This window comes from Pseudomonas sp. DCB_AW, from assembly GCF_026240895.1.
GTDB lineage: Bacteria > Pseudomonadota > Gammaproteobacteria > Pseudomonadales > Pseudomonadaceae > Aquipseudomonas > Aquipseudomonas kermanshahensis.
Genome location: NZ_JAPFCE010000007.1, coordinates 1 through 16,221, shown reverse-complemented (window position 1 = coordinate 16,221; position 16,221 = coordinate 1). Strand labels below are relative to the sequence as shown.

Below are 16,221 nucleotides of genomic sequence, written 5' to 3'. Positions count from 1 at the left end.
AATAGTCGCCCGATTGAATCGGCACGGCTTGCACCTTATATACCCCGCAGTAAGCAACACACTCATCCGTCAGGAGAACGTAACAACCATGATGCGCATTCTGTTGTTTGTAGCCACCAACCTCGCGGTGGTGCTGGTTGCAAGCATTACCCTGAGCCTGTTCGGTTTCAACGGGTTCATGGCCGCCAACGGGGTCGACCTCAACCTCAGCAGCCTGCTGGTGTTCTGCGCCGTGTTCGGCTTTGCCGGCTCCCTTGTCTCGCTGTTCATCTCCAAGTGGATGGCGAAGATGACCACCGGCACCCAGATCATCTCGCAGCCGCGCACCCGCCACGAACAGTGGCTGCTGCAAACGGTCGAGGAGCTGTCGCGCGAGGCCGGCATCAAGATGCCCGAAGTGGGTATCTTCCCGGCCTACGAGGCCAACGCCTTCGCCACCGGCTGGAACCGCAACGACGCCCTGGTAGCGGTGTCCCAGGGCCTGCTGGAGCGTTTCTCGCCCGATGAAGTGCGTGCCGTGCTGGCCCACGAGATCGGCCACGTGGCCAACGGTGACATGGTCACCCTGGCGCTGGTGCAGGGCGTGGTGAACACCTTCGTGATGTTCTTTGCCCGCATCATCGGCAACTTCGTCGACAAGGTCATCTTCAAGAACGAAGAAGGCCAGGGTATTGCCTACTACGTCGCGACCATCGTTGCCGAGCTGATCCTGGGCATCCTGGCCAGCATGATCGTCATGTGGTTCTCGCGCCGCCGCGAGTACCGTGCCGACGAAGCCGGCGCACAACTGGCCGGCACAGCCGCGATGATCGGCGCCCTGCAGCGCCTGCGTGTGGAGCAAGGCCTGCCAGTCCATATGCCGGACACCATGAAGGCCTTTGGCATCAATGGCGGCCTCAAGCACGGCCTGGCCGGGCTGCTGATGAGCCACCCGCCGCTGGAAGACCGTATCGAGGCACTGCGCCGTCGCGGTTGATCCACCCGGCAAAAACAAGAAAGGGCGACTTCGGTCGCCCTTTTTTGTGGGTGGCCCCCTTCAGAGGCCTATGCGATACACCCGCTCGAGCAGGCTGGTAGCACCGGCCTGGGCAAATTTCGGGCTCTGCTCGATGATTTCCAGCACCTCCAGCGGCTCCACCTGCCGACCGGCAAACCCGTGCCGCACCTCATCATCGGCCACCGAAAACGGCGGGCCAGCCAACAGCGCCTGGTCATAATCCAGCGTTACCAACAGCCCTTGGCACCCCGCTGGCAGCACGTCAGCCAACAGCCGCATGTAGCTCAGGCGCATCTCGGGCGGTAAAGCAATCAACGCCGCACGGTCATAGAACCCCGCGCAATCTGCTACATCCTGGGCCTGCAAGGCAAAGAAGTCGCCGCACCACAGCTCTACTTCGGCGCTGCGCCAAACCTCGAACGCGCCCTTCTGCGTAACGTCTGCCTCAAGACCGTGCTCCTGGAAAAAGCCCTCCACTGCCCGCCGCGACAGCTCCACCCCCAGCACCCGATGCCCCTGCCCTGCCAGCCAGGCCAGGTCTAGGCTCTTGCCACACAACGGCACCAGCACACGGCTGCCAGCCGGCAGCGCCAGCGCTGGCCAGTGCGCTTGCAGGTAGGGGTTGACCTGCGCTTGATGGAAGCCGATCTGGTTGTCGGCCCATCGTTTGTGCCAGAACGCTGGCTCCATGGTTGCTCCTGTACTTATCAAGCGCTTCGATACATAGCGCAGAAAACTTGGTTTGGATTTCGATCGATAACTGATCGAAGATGACTGCATCTTAACCCTCAGGACATCACCATGCTGCCCAGCCTGTTCATTTCCCATGGTTCCCCCATGCTTGCCCTGCAGCCAGGCGCCAGCGGGCCGGCCTTGGCCGGGTTGGCGAACGCCCTGCCGCAACCCATGGCGATCGTGGTGGTGTCGGCGCACTGGGAAAGCCGTGAGCTGCTGGTGACCGGCAGCCAGCAGCCCGAGACCTGGCACGACTTCCACGGTTTCCCCCAGGCGTTGTATGCCGTGCAGTACCCGGCACCGGGTGCCCCTGCGCTGGCCGAGCAGGTGTGCGCATTGCTGGGCGCTGCCGGCTTGCCGGCGCGCACCGATGCGCACCGGCCGTTCGACCATGGCGCCTGGGTGCCGTTATCGCTGATGTACCCGGGCGCCAACATCCCGGTGCTGCAGGTGTCGCTACCCAGTCAGCTGGGGCCTGCCTTGCAACTCAAGGTTGGCCAGGCACTGGCAGGCTTGCGCGCGCAGGGGGTACTGCTGGTGGGCTCGGGGAGCATTACCCATAACCTGGGCGAACTGGACTGGCACGCCGGGCCGGACGTGATCGAGCCTTGGGCGCTGGCATTTCGGGATTGGGTGGTGGCGCGGCTGCAGGAGGATGACCGGGAGGCGCTGGTGGGTTACCGGCAAGCGGCACCGTTTGCGGTGCGTAACCATCCCAGTGATGAGCATTTGCTACCGCTGTTTTTTGCCCTCGGCGCCGGGGGCACGTTCGGCATCGTCCACCAAGGGTTCACCTTGGGCGCACTGGGGATGGATATCTACAGGTTCGACTGAAACACCAATCCCCTGTAGGAGCAGCCTTGTGCTGCGAAGAGGCCGGTGCAAGCAGCGAGCATTCACTGTGGTTGCACTGGCCTCTTCGCAGCACAAGGCTGCTCCTACACGGGCCGTGTGTGCTTCATACAGGCAAAAAAAATCCCCAGCTCAGGCCGGGGATTTTTTTATTACGCCAGGATCAATCTTCGCGGTAGCGACGCAGCTTCAGCTGCTTGCCAGCCACGCGGGTGTCCTTGAGCTTGGACAGCAGACGCTCCAGGCCATCTTCCGGCAGCTCGACCAGGCTGAAGCTGTCGCGTACCTGGATACGGCCGATAGCGTCACGGGCCAGGCCGCCTTCGTTGAGGATCGCACCCAACAGGTTCTTGGCAGCGATGCCGTCACGGGCACCCAGGGCAGTACGGCAACGCACGCGGCCTTCAGCCAGCGGCATTGGCGCACGACGCTCACGGTCACCACGGTCACTGCGCTCGCCACGCTCTGCACGCTCACCAGTACGCTCACGCGGTGCACCAACGCCCGGTACCAGCGGCTGCTCGCGCTCTACGGCAGCCAGGTCCAGCGCCTGACCATTGGTGGCTTTGCGCAGCAAGGCCGAAGCCAGGGCACGCGGGCTGCAACCCAGGTCGGTGGTCAGACGGTCGAGCAGGTCGCCATGGCTGGCTTCCGATTCGGCCACCAGCGGCGCCAGGCTCGAGGTCAGTTTCTTGATGCGAGCATCCAGAACGGCCTGGGCATTCGGCAGGCGTGCTTCGGCAACTTTCTGCCCGGTAACACGCTCGATCACTTGCAGCATGCGGCGCTCACGCGGGGTGACCAGCAGCAGTGCACGGCCTTCGCGACCGGCACGGCCGGTACGGCCGATACGGTGAACGTAGGACTCTGGGTCGTACGGCATGTCAACGTTGAACACGTGCGTGATGCGCGGTACGTCCAGACCACGGGCAGCGACGTCGGTGGCGACGACGATGTCCAGGCGGCCATCCTTGAGCGAGTCGATAACGCGCTCACGCTGGTTCTGGGCGATGTCGCCGTTCAGCGCAGCAGCCTTGTAGCCCTTGGCTTCCAGCGCGGCGGCCAGGTCCAAGGTGGCTTGCTTGGTACGCACGAAGGCGATCAGCGCGTCGAACTCTTCAACTTCCAGCAGACGCAGAACAGCCGGGATCTTCTGGTCGGCATGGACCATCAGGTGAGCCTGGTCGATCGCGGTAACGGTCTGGGTCTTGCTCTGGATCTTGACGTGCTTGGGTTCACGCAGGTGACGTTCAGCGATCGAGCGGATCGACGACGGCAGGGTTGCGGAGAACAGAACGGTCTGACGGCTAGCTGGGATTGCGTCGAAGATTACTTCGAGGTCATCCATGAAGCCCAGCTTGAGCATCTCGTCGGCTTCGTCCAGTACCAGGTACTGTACGGTCGACAGGACTTTTTCGTCACGACGCAGGTGGTCGCACAGACGGCCTGGGGTAGCGACGACGATTTGCGCGCCGTTACGGATGGCACGCAGCTGTGGGCCCATCGGGGCACCACCGTAAACAGCGACCACGTTAACGCCCGGCATCTGCTTGGCGTAGGTTTCGAAAGCGGTAGCAACTTGCAGCGCCAACTCACGGGTTGGCGCCAGGATCAGGGCTTGCGGTTCGCGCTTGCTCACGTCGATCTTATTGAGGATCGGCAGGGCGAAGGCAGCGGTCTTGCCGGTGCCAGTCTGCGCCTGGCCGATCATGTCGTGACCGGCGAGGATGATCGGGATCGACTGATGCTGAATGGCGGACGGCTCTTCATAGCCGGTAGCCAGTACAGCAGCAACAATATTCGGATTGAGATCGAGAGCGGCGAATCCGCCGGTTTCCTGGGTCATGGGTCTGCCTCTAGGTGCATCCGCAAAGACCCATGCTCCAAAGCTGCACATGCCTTGAAAGACCAGAAGGTCACCCAGGCAGCTTTGGCGGCGGGGATTTGCGAAAACGATTGAAAAAGAAAAACTTGGGAAGGTCCGCCTAGCGGACGTGCAGCCGAAGCTGGACTCGGAGGATTTGCACCACCTGATTTTGAGGTCCGCTAAAAGACCGGCGCGTACTATACCCGAATTAACGGGTTACGTGAGGAAAATTTTCGGTAGACCGGAGCCACCCTATAGCCATTAGCGACCACCGGCTGAATCGTTAATTCGCATCCCCTTGTAGGAGCAGCCTTGCGCTGCGAAGAGGCCATTGCAGGCAGCGTAAATTCTTGCTGCTTTCACCGGCCTCTTCGCAGCACAAGGCTGCGCCTACAAGGGGATGTCATCTGCTCAGGTAGCAGGCCGAATTTCTTTGATCAGCCCGTCAAGGCTATACCCCAACTGCGGCGCCAGCGCCTCAGCCCGCGCCCGCAGCCCTTGCATGTCCAGCGTTTGCTCAAGGTCCGCCGGCACCAAGAGGATCACGTTGCCCTCCTTCACCGGCAACTCCCAATAATGCCGGTGGTACAAGCCGCGCAGCAGCGCCGCGCCCAGCGGCCTGCCGTCATCGCTGGCCCACTGGTTGATCACCAGCCACCCCCCAGGGTTTAGCTGCTTCTGGCAGTTGTCCAGAAACCCCCAGGCCAGATGCCCGACACCCGGGCCAAAGTCGGTGTACAGGTCGACGAAGACCAGGTCGGCCTTTTCTGCGCTGGGCAACAGCTCGATGGCATCGCCCACCCGCACATACAGGCGCGGGTCATCGTCCAGGCCCAGGTATTCCATGGCCAGGCGCGGCACGTCCGGGCGCAGCTCGATGGCTTCGATATCGTCCAGCGGCAGAAACTTCATGCAGGCCTGGGTCAGCGTGCCGGCGCCCAGGCCCAGAAACAGCGCACTCTCGGGCTGCGCGTGGCACAAGGCGCCGACCAGCATGGCGCGGGTGTAGTCATATTCCAGCCAGCTGGGGTCGGCGGTGAATACGCAGCTCTGCTCGATCGCATCGCCGAATTCGAGAAAACGGTAGTCGTCCACCTCGTACACGCTGATGACGCCAAAGGCATCTTCGACCCGTGCCAGTAGCCGCTCTTCCCGTTCCGCCGTCATGTTCGCCACTCGCCCGTGCAAAAACGCGCATTGTCCGCCAACACCCCCGATGCAACAAGCGCGGCGGCAACTGTTACCATGACCCAAAGCCTACAACCCACAAGATCGAGCCCGAAATGAACGCACCGTGGAGCCCTGACAGCTGGCGTGCCCTGCCTATCCAGCAGCAACCGACCTACCCCGACGCCGCGCACCTGCTCAAGGTCGAACAGACCTTGGCCAGCTACCCGCCGCTGGTGTTCGCGGGCGAGGCCCGCGAGCTGCGCCGGCAGTTCGCCGAAGTCACCGAAGGCCGCGCGTTCCTGTTGCAGGGCGGCGACTGCGCCGAGAGCTTTGCCGAGTTTTCCGCCGCGAAGATCCGCGACACGTTCAAGGTGCTGCTGCAGATGGCCATCGTCATGACCTTTGCTGCCGGCTGCCCGGTGGTCAAGGTCGGGCGCATGGCCGGGCAATTTGCCAAGCCGCGCTCTGCGGGCGACGAGACCATCGGCAACGTCACCCTGCCCGCCTACCGTGGCGATATCGTCAACGGCATCGGTTTTGACGAAAAAAGCCGCATCCCCGACCCGGACCGCCTGCTGCAGGCCTACCACCAAGCCACCGCTAGCCTCAACCTGCTGCGCGCCTTTGCCCAAGGTGGCTTTGCCGACCTGCACCAGGTGCACAAGTGGAACCTGGACTTCATCGCCAACTCGGCGCTGGCCGACAAGTACCATCAATTGGCCAACCGTATCGACGAGACCCTGGCCTTCATGCGTGCCTGCGGGCTGGACAGCGCGCCGCAACTGCGCGAGACCAGCTTCTTCACCGCCCACGAAGCGTTGCTGCTCAACTATGAAGAAGCCTTCGTGCGCCAGGACAGCCTGACCGGCGACTACTACGATTGCTCGGCGCACATGCTGTGGATCGGCGACCGCACGCGCCAGCTCGACGGCGCCCATGTCGAGTTCCTGCGCGGCGTGCACAACCCCATCGGGGTCAAGGTCGGCCCCAGCATGAACCCCGAAGAACTGATCCGCCTGATCGACACCCTCAACCCGAGCAACGACCCCGGCCGGCTCAACCTGATCGTGCGCATGGGCGCCAACAAGGTCGGCGACCACCTGCCAGGGTTGATCCGCACTGTCGAGCGCGAGGGGCGCAAGGTGCTGTGGAGCTCCGACCCCATGCACGGCAACACCATCAAGGCCAGCAGTGGCTACAAGACCCGTGACTTTGCGCAGATCCTCGATGAGGTGAAGCAGTTCTTCCAGGTGCACCAGGCCGAAGGCAGCCATGCAGGCGGGATTCACATCGAGATGACCGGGCAGAACGTCACCGAATGCATCGGCGGCGCCCGCCCGATCACCGAAGACGGCCTATCGGACCGTTACCACACCCACTGCGACCCGCGCATGAATGCCGATCAGTCGCTGGAACTGGCGTTTCTGATTGCCGAAACCCTCAAGCAGGTGCGCCGCTAAACCGCCGCACCTACAAAAAACGGCCTATTTGCGCAGCGGATCATCCCAGAAGTGCCGCTCGGCCTCTTGCTGGATATCCGCCCGGCTCAAGCCCAGGTCATGCAGTGTGGCATCGCTGAGGCTGGCCAGCTCCTGGCGCTGACGGTACAGCTCCCACCAACGCGCCGGGCGCTGCAGGGCTGCGTGCCACAGGTGGTTCAGGGAAAAGGCAGGTTGCTGGATGCTGCTGACATGACCTTTCATCGTGAAGCCCTCCGTGTTGATGGCTCCAGTCTCGCGCCGGGCTTAAGATCAATCCAACGAATGTTTCTGATGCCATGCATCTCGGAGATTGATGCAATGTCCCAGTATCAAAGCCTTGATGCCGACGTATTGCGCACCTTCGTCGCCATTGCCGAGCAAGGCGGTTTCACCCGCGCCGGCGAGGTGGTCAACCGCACCCAGTCGGCGGTCAGCATGCAAATGAAACGCCTGGAGGAAGACATCCTGCAGCGCCAGCTGTTCGAGCGCGAGGGCCGCCAGGTACGCCTCACCGCTGAAGGGCAGGTACTGCTTGGCTATGCCCGGCGCATCCTCAAGCTGCACGGCGAAGTGTTCAATACCTTGCGCATGCCGCACATGGTCGGGGTTGTACGCATCGGCACACCCGACGATTACGCCATGCGCTTTCTGCCGACCATCCTGTCGAGTTTTGCCCAGGCTTACCCGCTGGTGCAGGTGGAGGTGCATTGCGATTCGTCAAAGCAATTGATGTTGCGCCAGGACCTGGACCTGACCATCGTCACCCGCGAACCGGGCAACGAAGTCGGCCAGCTGTTGCGCCAGGAACGGCTGGTGTGGGCTGCCGCCGAAGGGTTTTGCCCGCAGGAGCAACGGCCCATGCCGGTGGCGCTGTTCAACACCGACTGCTTTTGCCGCGCCTGGACCTGCAATGCGCTAGAAGCGCAAGGCATCGACTACCGCATTGCCTACACCAGCCCAAGCCTGGCGGCGATCTTTGCCATCGTCACTGCCGGGTTGGCGGTGACGGCACAGTTGCAGAGCCTGATCGGCGGCAACATACGGATTTTGGGCGAGAGCGACGGGCTGCCGCAGTTGCCGGTGGCCAATGTGATGCTGGTGCGCAGCACGCAGCACCCGTCCCCGATCACCGATTGCATGGCCGATTACATCGTCGAAGGGTTCAAATAGATCAGTGGCAGCCATAGCTTTGTGTAGGAGCAGCCTTGTGCTGCGAAGAGGCCGGTGATTTCAGCGACATTTTGCGAAGCTTGGACGGGCCTCTTCGCAGCGCAAGGCTGCTCCTACAGGGAGATGGCTGCTGCATGTGCGCTTAAAGCTCAAACCCCAACATCACCGCACACACCACCAGGAACGCACAAAACATCGCCCGCAACACTTTCTCTGGCAGGGCATGCGCCAACCTCACCCCCCAGCTGATGCTGAGCAGCCCACCCACCGCCAAGGGGATCCCTACCCCCCAGTCAACACTCTGGTGCACGCCATAGGTCAACAGGGTCACCGTCGTACTGGGCGCCGCCAACGCCAGCGACAACCCCTGCGCCAGCACCTGCGTGGTCCCGAACACACTGGTCAGAATAGGCGTGGCAACCACCGCGCCCCCTACCCCGAACAGCCCACCCATGGTCCCGGCAAAACTCCCCAGCACGCCCAGCCACGGCCAGGCGTAACGCAGTTCAGGGCTGGGCGGCGCGACCTTGAGGAACATCCGCGCCACGTTCCACACCGCCAGCGCCACCAGAAAGCCGACAAAACCCAGCCGCATGGACTGGGCATCGATGCCCACCGCCCAAATCGACCCCAGCCAGGCGAACAGGAAACTGCACAGTGCCAACGGCAGCGCATGGCGCAGCTCGATGCGGTTGCGCTGGTGGTAGCGCCACAGCGCCAGCAACACATTCGGCACCACCATCACCAACGCAGTGCCCTGCGCCAGCTGTTGGTCCAAGCCGAACAACACCCCCAGCGCCGGGATTGCTATCAACCCGCCGCCAATGCCGAACAAACCACCCATGGTGCCCAGGGCAGCGCCCAACGCGATATACAACAACCACTCGATCATCAGGGCCTCTGCGCCTCTCGCTTGCAATGGTGAGCATGCTACCGAGTCGGGGCTGGTGGGGAAACGCACAGCAGCGCACAATGGCTGTGCGTTTTATGCAAAGCCGAGCCACCATGAACCCCGATATCCTCACCGACCAACTCAGCCTGTTTCTCGACGTGCTGGAAACCGGCAGCTTCTCTGCCGCCGCGCGGCGCCACCCGTTGACGCCCTCGGCCGTGGCCCGGCGCATCGACAACCTCGAAAGCGCCGTGGGCAGCCGGCTGTTCACCCGCAGCACCCACGCAGTGCGCGCCACCCCGGCCGGCAACGCCTTTGCCGAACGCGCACGACGCATCATCGAGGAACTGCGCCTGGCCCGCGCCGAAGCCGTCTCGTTGAGCAGCGCCCCGGAAGGCCTCATCCGCATCGACGCCCCCGCCGCGTTTGGCCGTCGCCACCTCGCCCCGGCCATCGCCGACTTCCTCGTGGCCTACCCCGGGCTGGACGTGCACCTGCGCCTGATCGACAGCTTCGTCGACTTGCAAGGCAGCCACCTCGGCGAAGTCGACCTGGTGTTGCGTGCAGGCCCCCTGGCCGATACGCGCCTGGTCGCCACACCGCTGGCCTACATGGTCCGCATCGCCTGCGCCAGCCCGGCCTACCTGGCCAGCCGAGGCGTACCGTCGTGCCCCAGCGAGTTGCCTGCGCACGACGGCCTAGACTGGGACGGCCTGGCGCCGCCGTTTGCCTGGCGCTTCAGCGTGGCCGGCCAGGCCCGCCTGTACCGGCCGTCGCGCATGCGCATGGCCGCCAATAACGCCGAAACCCTGCTGTTCGGCGCCCTCGCGGGTTTGGGCATTGCCCACCTGCCCACCTGGCTGATCAGCGACTACCTGCTGCGCGGCGAACTGGTCCCGCTGTTTTGCGAAGGTGGCCTGCCAGCCGCCGAGTCCAGTGGCATTTATGCGTTACGCCTGGCACATGAAACGAACTCTCGCAGCCGTTTACTGCTCGAATTTCTCAAGAGCCGTTTCAGCCCCATTCCACCCTGGGACCTGGCCCTGCGCAGTGAACTGCGCTGGCAATGAACGCACTAATGATCAGCGTGCTAGATTTCCCCATTGATTATTCCAAGGACCTGCATGAACGCCGACACCCAAGCCTCCTGTGACGAGCTGCTGCTGGACAACCAGGTCTGCTTCGCCCTGCATTCGACCTCGTTGCTGATGACCAAGGTCTACAAGCCGCTGCTGCAAGCGCTGGGCCTGACCTACCCGCAGTACCTGGCCATGCTGGTGCTGTGGGAGCGGGATGGCCTGACCGTGGGCGAGATCAGCCAGCACCTGCTCACCGACCCTGGCTCGCTGACCCCGCTGCTCAAGCGCCTAGAAAGCGAAGGCCTGCTCAAGCGCACCCGCAGCCGCGAGGACGAACGGGTGGTACTGGTGCAACTGACCGACAAGGGCCGTGATTTGCAACAACAGGCCAAACAGGTGCCTCCGTGCATCCTCAAGGCCAGCGGGCGCAGCCTGGAACGCCTGAAACAGCTGCAAGCCGACCTGCTCGAACTGCGCGACAACCTGCAGAAAAACCTCTGAGCGCTATGCTGTGTGATGGCCGTTCGGATGAACGGTGATGATTTATCTTGCGCGCAAACTAATTGCGCGCTAATTTAAATCCCACACCTACCCAGCGCCGCCGCCACCCGGTTGCGCACAGCACATTAGCGAGGCTCAAGATGCAAAAGGTCACTCCGCTGTACATCGCAGAAGCCACCTCCACTGGCGGGCGCGACGGTAAATCCCGCTCCAGCGACGGCAAGCTGGAAGTCAAGCTGAGCACCCCCAAAGAACTGGGCGGCGCGGGCGGTGACGGCACCAACCCTGAACAGATGTTCGCGGCCGGCTACTCGGCCTGCTTCATCGGCGCACTGAAATTTGTCGCCGGGCAAGAGAAAAAAGCCCTGCCGGCCGATGCCTCGATCACTGCAAACGTGGGCATTGGCCAGATCCCGGGTGGTTTCGGCCTGGACATCGACCTGCACATCAACCTGCCGGGCCTGGCCCAGGCCGATGCCGAAGGTTTGGTGGAGAAGGCGCACAAGGTCTGCCCTTACTCCAACGCCACCCGCGGCAATGTGGATGTAAGGCTGCACGTGACCGTCTGAATGCAGGCATAAAAAAACCCGGCCGAGGCCGGGTTTTTTGTGCGCATCACAAGAAGAATTACTTCTTGGAACGGCCCTTGAAGGTGCCATCGCGAGTGTCGATGTCGATCATCTCGTCGATTTCGATGAAGTCAGCAACCTGTATTTCAGTGCCGTTGCTCAGCTTGGCTGGCTTCATGACCTTGCCCGAAGTGTCGCCGCGAGCAGCGTTTTCGGTGTAGGTAACTTTACGGCTGATGGTGGTCGGCAGCTCTACCGATACCAGGCGGTCTTCGAAGAAGACGGCTTCGCAGATGTCGGTCATGCCTTCTTCGACGTACGGCAGAACAGCCTCGATATCTTCGGCGTTCAGTTCGTACATGGTGTAGTCGGTGGTGTCCATGAAGGTGTACGAGTCACCGCTGATGAACGACAGGGTCGCTTCTTTGCGATCCAGGATCACGTCGTCCAGCTTGTCGTCCGCACCGTAGACGGTTTCGGTCTTGTAGCCGGTCAGCAGGTTCTTCAGCTTGGTTTTCATGATCGCGCTGTTACGGCCCGATTTGGTGAACTCAGCTTTTTGAACCAGCCACGGGTCGTTGTCGATCCGCAGTACGGTACCGGGTTTCAGTTCTTTACCAGTTTTCATTACGAAGTATCCGAATCTGGATGGATTTATAAAAATCGAGGCCGCATATCATAGCCAATTTCGGTAAAACTGTACCAGCGTCATGGCAAGGTCCGGCCGAGTGGCCTGACGGGCCGCCCAATTTCGGGCATGCTGCTGCAGTTCTGGCCAGTGCCGCTGGGCCGCTTGCCACGCCTGGCCGACGTCGTTGTCCATGTTCCAGGCACGCCACAACGCAACCAGTGCGTCAGCGGCATCGTCTGACAGGCCTTGTCGATAATGCGCAAGGAACGCTTCGAGTTTTTCCCAGTGGGCGTTCTCGTCCTGCACGTAGATGTGCCACAGCATCGGCCGCCCGGCCCACTGCGCACGCACGAACGAGTCTTCGCCGCGCACGGCATTGAAGTCGCAGGCCCACAGCAGGCGATCATAATCGTCCTGGCTGACGAACGGCAAAATTTGCACCGTCAGCGACCCGCGCAGGCGCACATCGCCCACCGCCAGCCCCGGCTCGCTCAGCCAATGGGCGACGTCAGCCAGGATGCGCCCTTGCGGGACCAGCAGGTGGGTCGGCTGGGTATCTGCTGCCAACGCATCCAGCCAGTTGCCCAGCTGGGTGTTCTCATAGGCGAACAGCGAGATCAGCCGCGCTTGCGCCTCGGGGTGTACACCCAGGCGCTGCAAGAATGCCTGCCGGGCTTCGGCAGACTGCGCGAAGGCTTCGCGCCGCGCCAGCAAATCGCCCTCACGCAACAGGCCACCGGTTTTTTCGGTAAAGCCTGGGAAGAAGAACACTTTGCGCAAGCCGTTGGGCTGGGGCGACGGCAAACCGTGGCAACCCTCAACCCAGTCCTCGGCGCTGAGGTAGTCGAGGTTCAGCCATAGCGGCGGCTTGGGCCGCGCACGCATGGCCTCGACATAGTGCGCCGGGAGCTGGCAGGCGAACGCGCCGATCACCACCTCGGCAGGCTCCACCGGCAGCCACTCGGCAGGCCACTGGCGCACATCGACACCGTGCTGCCATTGTTGCAGCGCCGTGGCATCGGCGCCGGGGCACATCGGCACGAAGGCGTTCAGGTCGTCCACCCACAGGCGCACCGCCAGATCGTGCTCGTCCACCAGTTGCCGCGCCAGGCGCCAGGTGACGCCGATGTCGCCATAATTGTCGACGACGGTGCAAAAGATGTCCCAGGTGGCCTTCATGTGCCCTCCCCCTCATGGTGCCCAAAACCGCGAATTCTGCGGATTAATTGCCGTGGACAAAAGCACCCACGGGTAAAATTCGCCGACAGCGTGCGACAATGCACCTCGAACTGCCCTGCCAGGAGGCTGCCATGCCCCGCCACCGCGAACTGAAAATCACCCTCAAGCCGTTGCAACTGATCCTCTGCGTGGCCTTTGGCCTGTGGCTGGGCGCCGTGGCCATCGCCATGAGCCTGTGGTTGGCGTTGCAGCTGTGGCCAGAGCAGGTGCAGCCGGTCGCCCAGGCCGTGGCCCCTGCCCGCAGCCAACCCGCCGCGCCGCCACCGGTAGATGCCCAGGGCGAAATGTTCGAGCGCTACAAGGACATCCTGCACCAGCAGCAACTGCAACAGGCCGCCGAGGCTGCCCAAGGCAACCCTCGCAACCTCAACAGCCCCAAGTGCCAGTTCTGGCTGCAACAGAACCGCACCGCGCCCACCGAAAAAAGCCAGGCCCATGTGCTGGAGTTCTGTTACTGAAGATGGACAAGCCCCTGCTACTCACGCGCATCGTCGCGACCCTCGAATATGACGTAGACGTGCTGAGCCGCGCCGCGCAGACCGCGTACGAAGCCGCCACCGCGGAAGAGAACATCGCCGAAAACAAGTATGACACCTTGGGCCTTGAAGCTTCGTACCTGGCCACCGGCCAGGCGCGGCGTACTGCCGAGATTCGCCAGGCGTTGCAGATTTACCAGCAACTGCTGTTGCGTGACTACGACCCTGCGCGTGGCGTGCAGGTGAGCAACCTGGTGACCCTTGAGGACGAGGATGGCCAGCAACGTAGGCTGTTCCTCGGGCCTGAGGCGGCGGGGTTGAAAGTGGGTGAAGGGGATGAACTGGTGACCGTGATCACACCGCGCTCGCCACTGGGGCAGCAGCTGGTGGGCAAGCGGGTGGATGACGAGGTGAGCTTGGGGGCGCAGGTATTCTTCATTGTTGATGTTGTCTGAACAGGCCTCTTCGCGGGTAAACCCGCTCCCACAGGATCACTGCAGGCCTGAAATCTGTGCCCAGGTATTGCGCCATCCCTGTGGGAGCGGGTTTACCCGCGAAGAGGCCGGATCAGGCAGCATCAATCTAAAGGCCCTGCAGCGCATCGAACTGCCCCGCCAACCCCTGCTGCGCGAACTGCTCCACGACAAAATCGATAAACGCCCGCGTCTTCCCGGGCAACAATTTGTGCTGGGCGTAATACACGCTGATATGACCATCGTCCACATACCAATCCGGCAACACCCGCTGCAGCCGCCCGGCCTGCAGGTAAGGCACGGCAAACGGCAGACTGACCAAGGCAACCCCCAACCCCTGCTGCGCCACCGCGCAGGCCGCATCCGAATCGCTCATGGTCATTGCTTGGCGCAGCACCAACGGCTGCTGCTCCTGCCAGCGACTGGTCAGCGGCCAGGAGCGCACCCGACCGGTCTGCGGTGAGCGAATCAGAATGCCGGCGTGGCGCTGCAGCGCCTGCGGGTCCTCGATCGGCGCCTGTTGGTCCAGGTAGGCAGGCGCAGCCACCAGCACCCGGTGCGCCGGGGTCAGCTTGCGCGCCACCACCCCCGGCGGCAAATCAAAACCGCCACCGATAGCAGCATCGAAGCCCTGGCCAATCAGGTCGACCTGGCGATTGTCAAAATGCCAATCCGGGGTAATCGCCGGGTAACGGCGCAAGAATTCTCCCAACAGGGGTAACACGTACAACCGCCCGAACACCGTGCCCATGCTGACCCGCAGCAGCCCGGCCGGCTGGCCTTCGGCACTGGCCAGGTTAGCCACGGCGTACTGGATGGTACGAAAGCTGTCACTTACTTCACCCAGAAAACGCTGGCCTGCTTCGGTCAAGGTCAGCTTGCGGGTACTACGCTGGAACAGTCGCACGCCCAACCGGGCTTCCAGCTGAGCCACATGCTTGCCCACTGCGGCGGGGGTTAGGCTCAAGCGGCGAGCGGCCTCGGCGAAGCTGCCGACCTCGGCGCTGCGGATAAAGCATTCGAGGGCGTTGAACGACTCCACGGCCATGATTAACAACCAAAGGTTTACTCTGCTAATAGTGATTGCCATCTTATCAGCAGGTAATTAGCCACCGATACTGCGCCCATCCAAGGCATTCGGCCTTGCTTCCCAGCAGGAGATCAGCATGTCCAAACAACTTCCACTCGACGGTAAGGTAGCCCTGGTCCAGGGCGGCTCCCGCGGCATTGGTGCGGCCATCGTGCGCCGCCTGGCCCGCGACGGTGCTCGGGTTGCCTTCACCTACGTCAGCTCCGCCGGCCCGGCAGAACAGCTGGCCCAGGAAATCATCGGCAACGGCGGCCAAGCCCTCGCCCTGCGCGCCGACAGCGCCGACGCCGCCGCCGTGCAATTGGCGGTGGATGACACCGCGAAGGCCTTTGGTGGGCTGGACATTCTGGTGAACAACGCCGGCGTGCTGACGGTGGCGCCGATCGCCGAGTTCGACTTGGGCGACTTCGACCGCATGCTGGCGGTGAACGTGCGCAGTGTGTTCGTCGCCAGCCAAGCGGCCGTGCGCTACATGGGCCAGGGCGGGCGCATCATCAACATCGGCAGCACCAACGCCGAGCGCATGCCCTTTGCCGGTGGCGCCCCCTACGCCATGAGCAAGTCGGCGTTGGTGGGCCTGACCCGCGGCATGGCACGCGACCTCGGCCCCCAGGGCATCACCGTCAACAACGTGCAGCCCGGCCCGGTAGACACCGACATGAACCCGGCCAGCGGTGAGTTTGCCGACAGCCTGATACCGCTGATGGCCATTGGGCGCTATGGGCAGGTGGATGAGATTGCCAGCTTCGTGGCCTACCTGGCGGGGCCAGAGGCGGGGTACATCACTGGGGCCAGTTTGACGGCGGATGGTGGGTTTGCGGCTTGAGGTGGGGGCGGTTCTGGGGGTAGGCCGTGGTTTTTTTAGCGCCTGGGAGATCGAGCGCCGCCCGCGCGGCGCATCGCGAGCAACGCTCGCTCCTACGTTTGTTTTTGGCCAGTAACGCCTGTGACAGGCGCGCGCGACCGCCTTGTTTGTTCGACGCGATATCGCGCCATGCG

18 protein-coding genes are annotated in these 16,221 nt (G+C 62.8%); 10 read left to right on the top strand and 8 right to left on the bottom strand.

Annotated elements, in window-relative coordinates; all coding sequences use genetic code 11:
- Positions 1-88: 88 nt before the first annotated feature.
- Positions 89-976 (top strand): protease HtpX, encoded by an 888-nt coding sequence (htpX, locus tag OO306_RS06895; protein ID WP_003259721.1) that lies wholly within the window; start codon positions 89-91, stop codon positions 974-976.
- A 60-nt stretch (positions 977-1,036) separates the two neighbouring features.
- Here htpX and OO306_RS06890 read toward each other — a convergent pair whose 3' ends face one another.
- Entirely contained in the window at positions 1,037-1,687 is a 651-nt protein-coding gene (locus OO306_RS06890; RefSeq protein WP_265968168.1) for a thiopurine S-methyltransferase, read from the bottom strand.
- Between the two features lie 111 nt (positions 1,688-1,798).
- Here OO306_RS06890 and OO306_RS06885 point away from each other — a divergent pair, with 111 nt between their 5' ends.
- Positions 1,799-2,566, top strand: coding sequence for a class III extradiol ring-cleavage dioxygenase (locus OO306_RS06885; RefSeq protein WP_265968167.1), 768 nt, complete (start codon positions 1,799-1,801; stop codon positions 2,564-2,566).
- 181 nt (positions 2,567-2,747) lie between these two features.
- Here OO306_RS06885 and OO306_RS06880 read toward each other — a convergent pair whose 3' ends face one another.
- Both OO306_RS06880 and OO306_RS06875 read right to left on the bottom strand, forming a co-directional pair.
- Positions 2,748-4,430, bottom strand: coding sequence for a DEAD/DEAH box helicase (locus OO306_RS06880; protein WP_027596046.1), 1,683 nt, complete (start codon positions 4,428-4,430; stop codon positions 2,748-2,750).
- Between the two features lie 432 nt (positions 4,431-4,862).
- A complete protein-coding gene (locus OO306_RS06875; RefSeq protein WP_099453281.1) occupies positions 4,863-5,618 on the bottom strand; it encodes a spermidine synthase in 756 nt (251 codons plus the stop codon).
- Positions 5,619-5,734: 116 nt separating this feature from the next.
- On the opposite strand from OO306_RS06875, the gene OO306_RS06870 reads away from it, so the two are divergent.
- Positions 5,735-7,081 carry a class II 3-deoxy-7-phosphoheptulonate synthase gene (locus OO306_RS06870; protein WP_027596044.1) on the top strand — a complete coding sequence of 449 codons (1,347 nt, stop codon included), beginning with the start codon at positions 5,735-5,737 and terminating at the stop codon, positions 7,079-7,081.
- Positions 7,082-7,105: 24 nt separating this feature from the next.
- On the opposite strand, the gene OO306_RS06865 is transcribed toward OO306_RS06870, so the two are convergent.
- Positions 7,106-7,324 (bottom strand): DUF1127 domain-containing protein, encoded by a 219-nt coding sequence (locus OO306_RS06865; protein WP_027596043.1) that lies wholly within the window; start codon positions 7,322-7,324, stop codon positions 7,106-7,108.
- Positions 7,325-7,420: 96 nt separating this feature from the next.
- Here OO306_RS06865 and OO306_RS06860 point away from each other — a divergent pair, with 96 nt between their 5' ends.
- Complete coding sequence (locus OO306_RS06860) at positions 7,421-8,272, top strand: LysR substrate-binding domain-containing protein (protein WP_027596042.1); 852 nt, start codon at positions 7,421-7,423, stop codon at positions 8,270-8,272.
- Positions 8,273-8,414: 142 nt separating this feature from the next.
- Here the strand turns inward: OO306_RS06860 and OO306_RS06855 are convergent, their stop codons facing one another.
- Positions 8,415-9,164, bottom strand: coding sequence for a sulfite exporter TauE/SafE family protein (locus tag OO306_RS06855; protein ID WP_265968166.1), 750 nt, complete (start codon positions 9,162-9,164; stop codon positions 8,415-8,417).
- Positions 9,165-9,277: 113 nt separating this feature from the next.
- Between OO306_RS06855 and OO306_RS06850 the strand changes: the two genes are divergently transcribed.
- The 3 genes from OO306_RS06850 to OO306_RS06840 all read left to right on the top strand — a co-directional run bounded on the left by OO306_RS06850 (position 9,278) and on the right by OO306_RS06840 (position 11,313).
- Positions 9,278-10,234, top strand: a complete 957-nt coding sequence (locus tag OO306_RS06850; protein WP_265968165.1) for a LysR family transcriptional regulator — start codon at positions 9,278-9,280, stop codon at positions 10,232-10,234.
- Positions 10,235-10,288: 54 nt separating this feature from the next.
- The gene (locus tag OO306_RS06845; protein ID WP_027596039.1) at positions 10,289-10,744 is read left to right on the top strand and encodes a MarR family winged helix-turn-helix transcriptional regulator; all 456 of its coding nucleotides are present in this window, start codon (positions 10,289-10,291) and stop codon (positions 10,742-10,744) included.
- A gap of 140 nt (positions 10,745-10,884) precedes the next feature.
- On the top strand, positions 10,885-11,313 hold the full coding sequence (locus OO306_RS06840; RefSeq protein WP_027596038.1) for an organic hydroperoxide resistance protein: 429 nt from the start codon (positions 10,885-10,887) through the stop codon (positions 11,311-11,313).
- Positions 11,314-11,371: 58 nt separating this feature from the next.
- Here OO306_RS06840 and efp read toward each other — a convergent pair whose 3' ends face one another.
- Together efp and earP are read right to left on the bottom strand one after the other, a co-directional pair.
- Positions 11,372-11,941, bottom strand: a complete 570-nt coding sequence (efp, locus tag OO306_RS06835; protein WP_265968164.1) for an elongation factor P — start codon at positions 11,939-11,941, stop codon at positions 11,372-11,374.
- A gap of 48 nt (positions 11,942-11,989) precedes the next feature.
- The gene (earP, locus tag OO306_RS06830; protein ID WP_265968163.1) at positions 11,990-13,123 is read right to left on the bottom strand and encodes an elongation factor P maturation arginine rhamnosyltransferase EarP; all 1,134 of its coding nucleotides are present in this window, start codon (positions 13,121-13,123) and stop codon (positions 11,990-11,992) included.
- 131 nt (positions 13,124-13,254) lie between these two features.
- Between earP and OO306_RS06825 the strand changes: the two genes are divergently transcribed.
- Positions 13,255-13,641 (top strand): hypothetical protein, encoded by a 387-nt coding sequence (locus OO306_RS06825; protein ID WP_027596035.1) that lies wholly within the window; start codon positions 13,255-13,257, stop codon positions 13,639-13,641.
- A gap of 2 nt (positions 13,642-13,643) precedes the next feature.
- Positions 13,644-14,114 carry a GreA/GreB family elongation factor gene (locus OO306_RS06820; protein WP_265968162.1) on the top strand — a complete coding sequence of 157 codons (471 nt, stop codon included), beginning with the start codon at positions 13,644-13,646 and terminating at the stop codon, positions 14,112-14,114.
- A gap of 127 nt (positions 14,115-14,241) precedes the next feature.
- Here the strand turns inward: OO306_RS06820 and OO306_RS06815 are convergent, their stop codons facing one another.
- On the bottom strand, positions 14,242-15,180 hold the full coding sequence (locus tag OO306_RS06815; protein WP_265968161.1) for a LysR family transcriptional regulator: 939 nt from the start codon (positions 15,178-15,180) through the stop codon (positions 14,242-14,244).
- A gap of 118 nt (positions 15,181-15,298) precedes the next feature.
- Between OO306_RS06815 and OO306_RS06810 the strand changes: the two genes are divergently transcribed.
- Positions 15,299-16,048 (top strand): 3-oxoacyl-ACP reductase family protein, encoded by a 750-nt coding sequence (locus tag OO306_RS06810; protein ID WP_085273713.1) that lies wholly within the window; start codon positions 15,299-15,301, stop codon positions 16,046-16,048.
- Positions 16,049-16,221 lie beyond the last annotated feature (173 nt).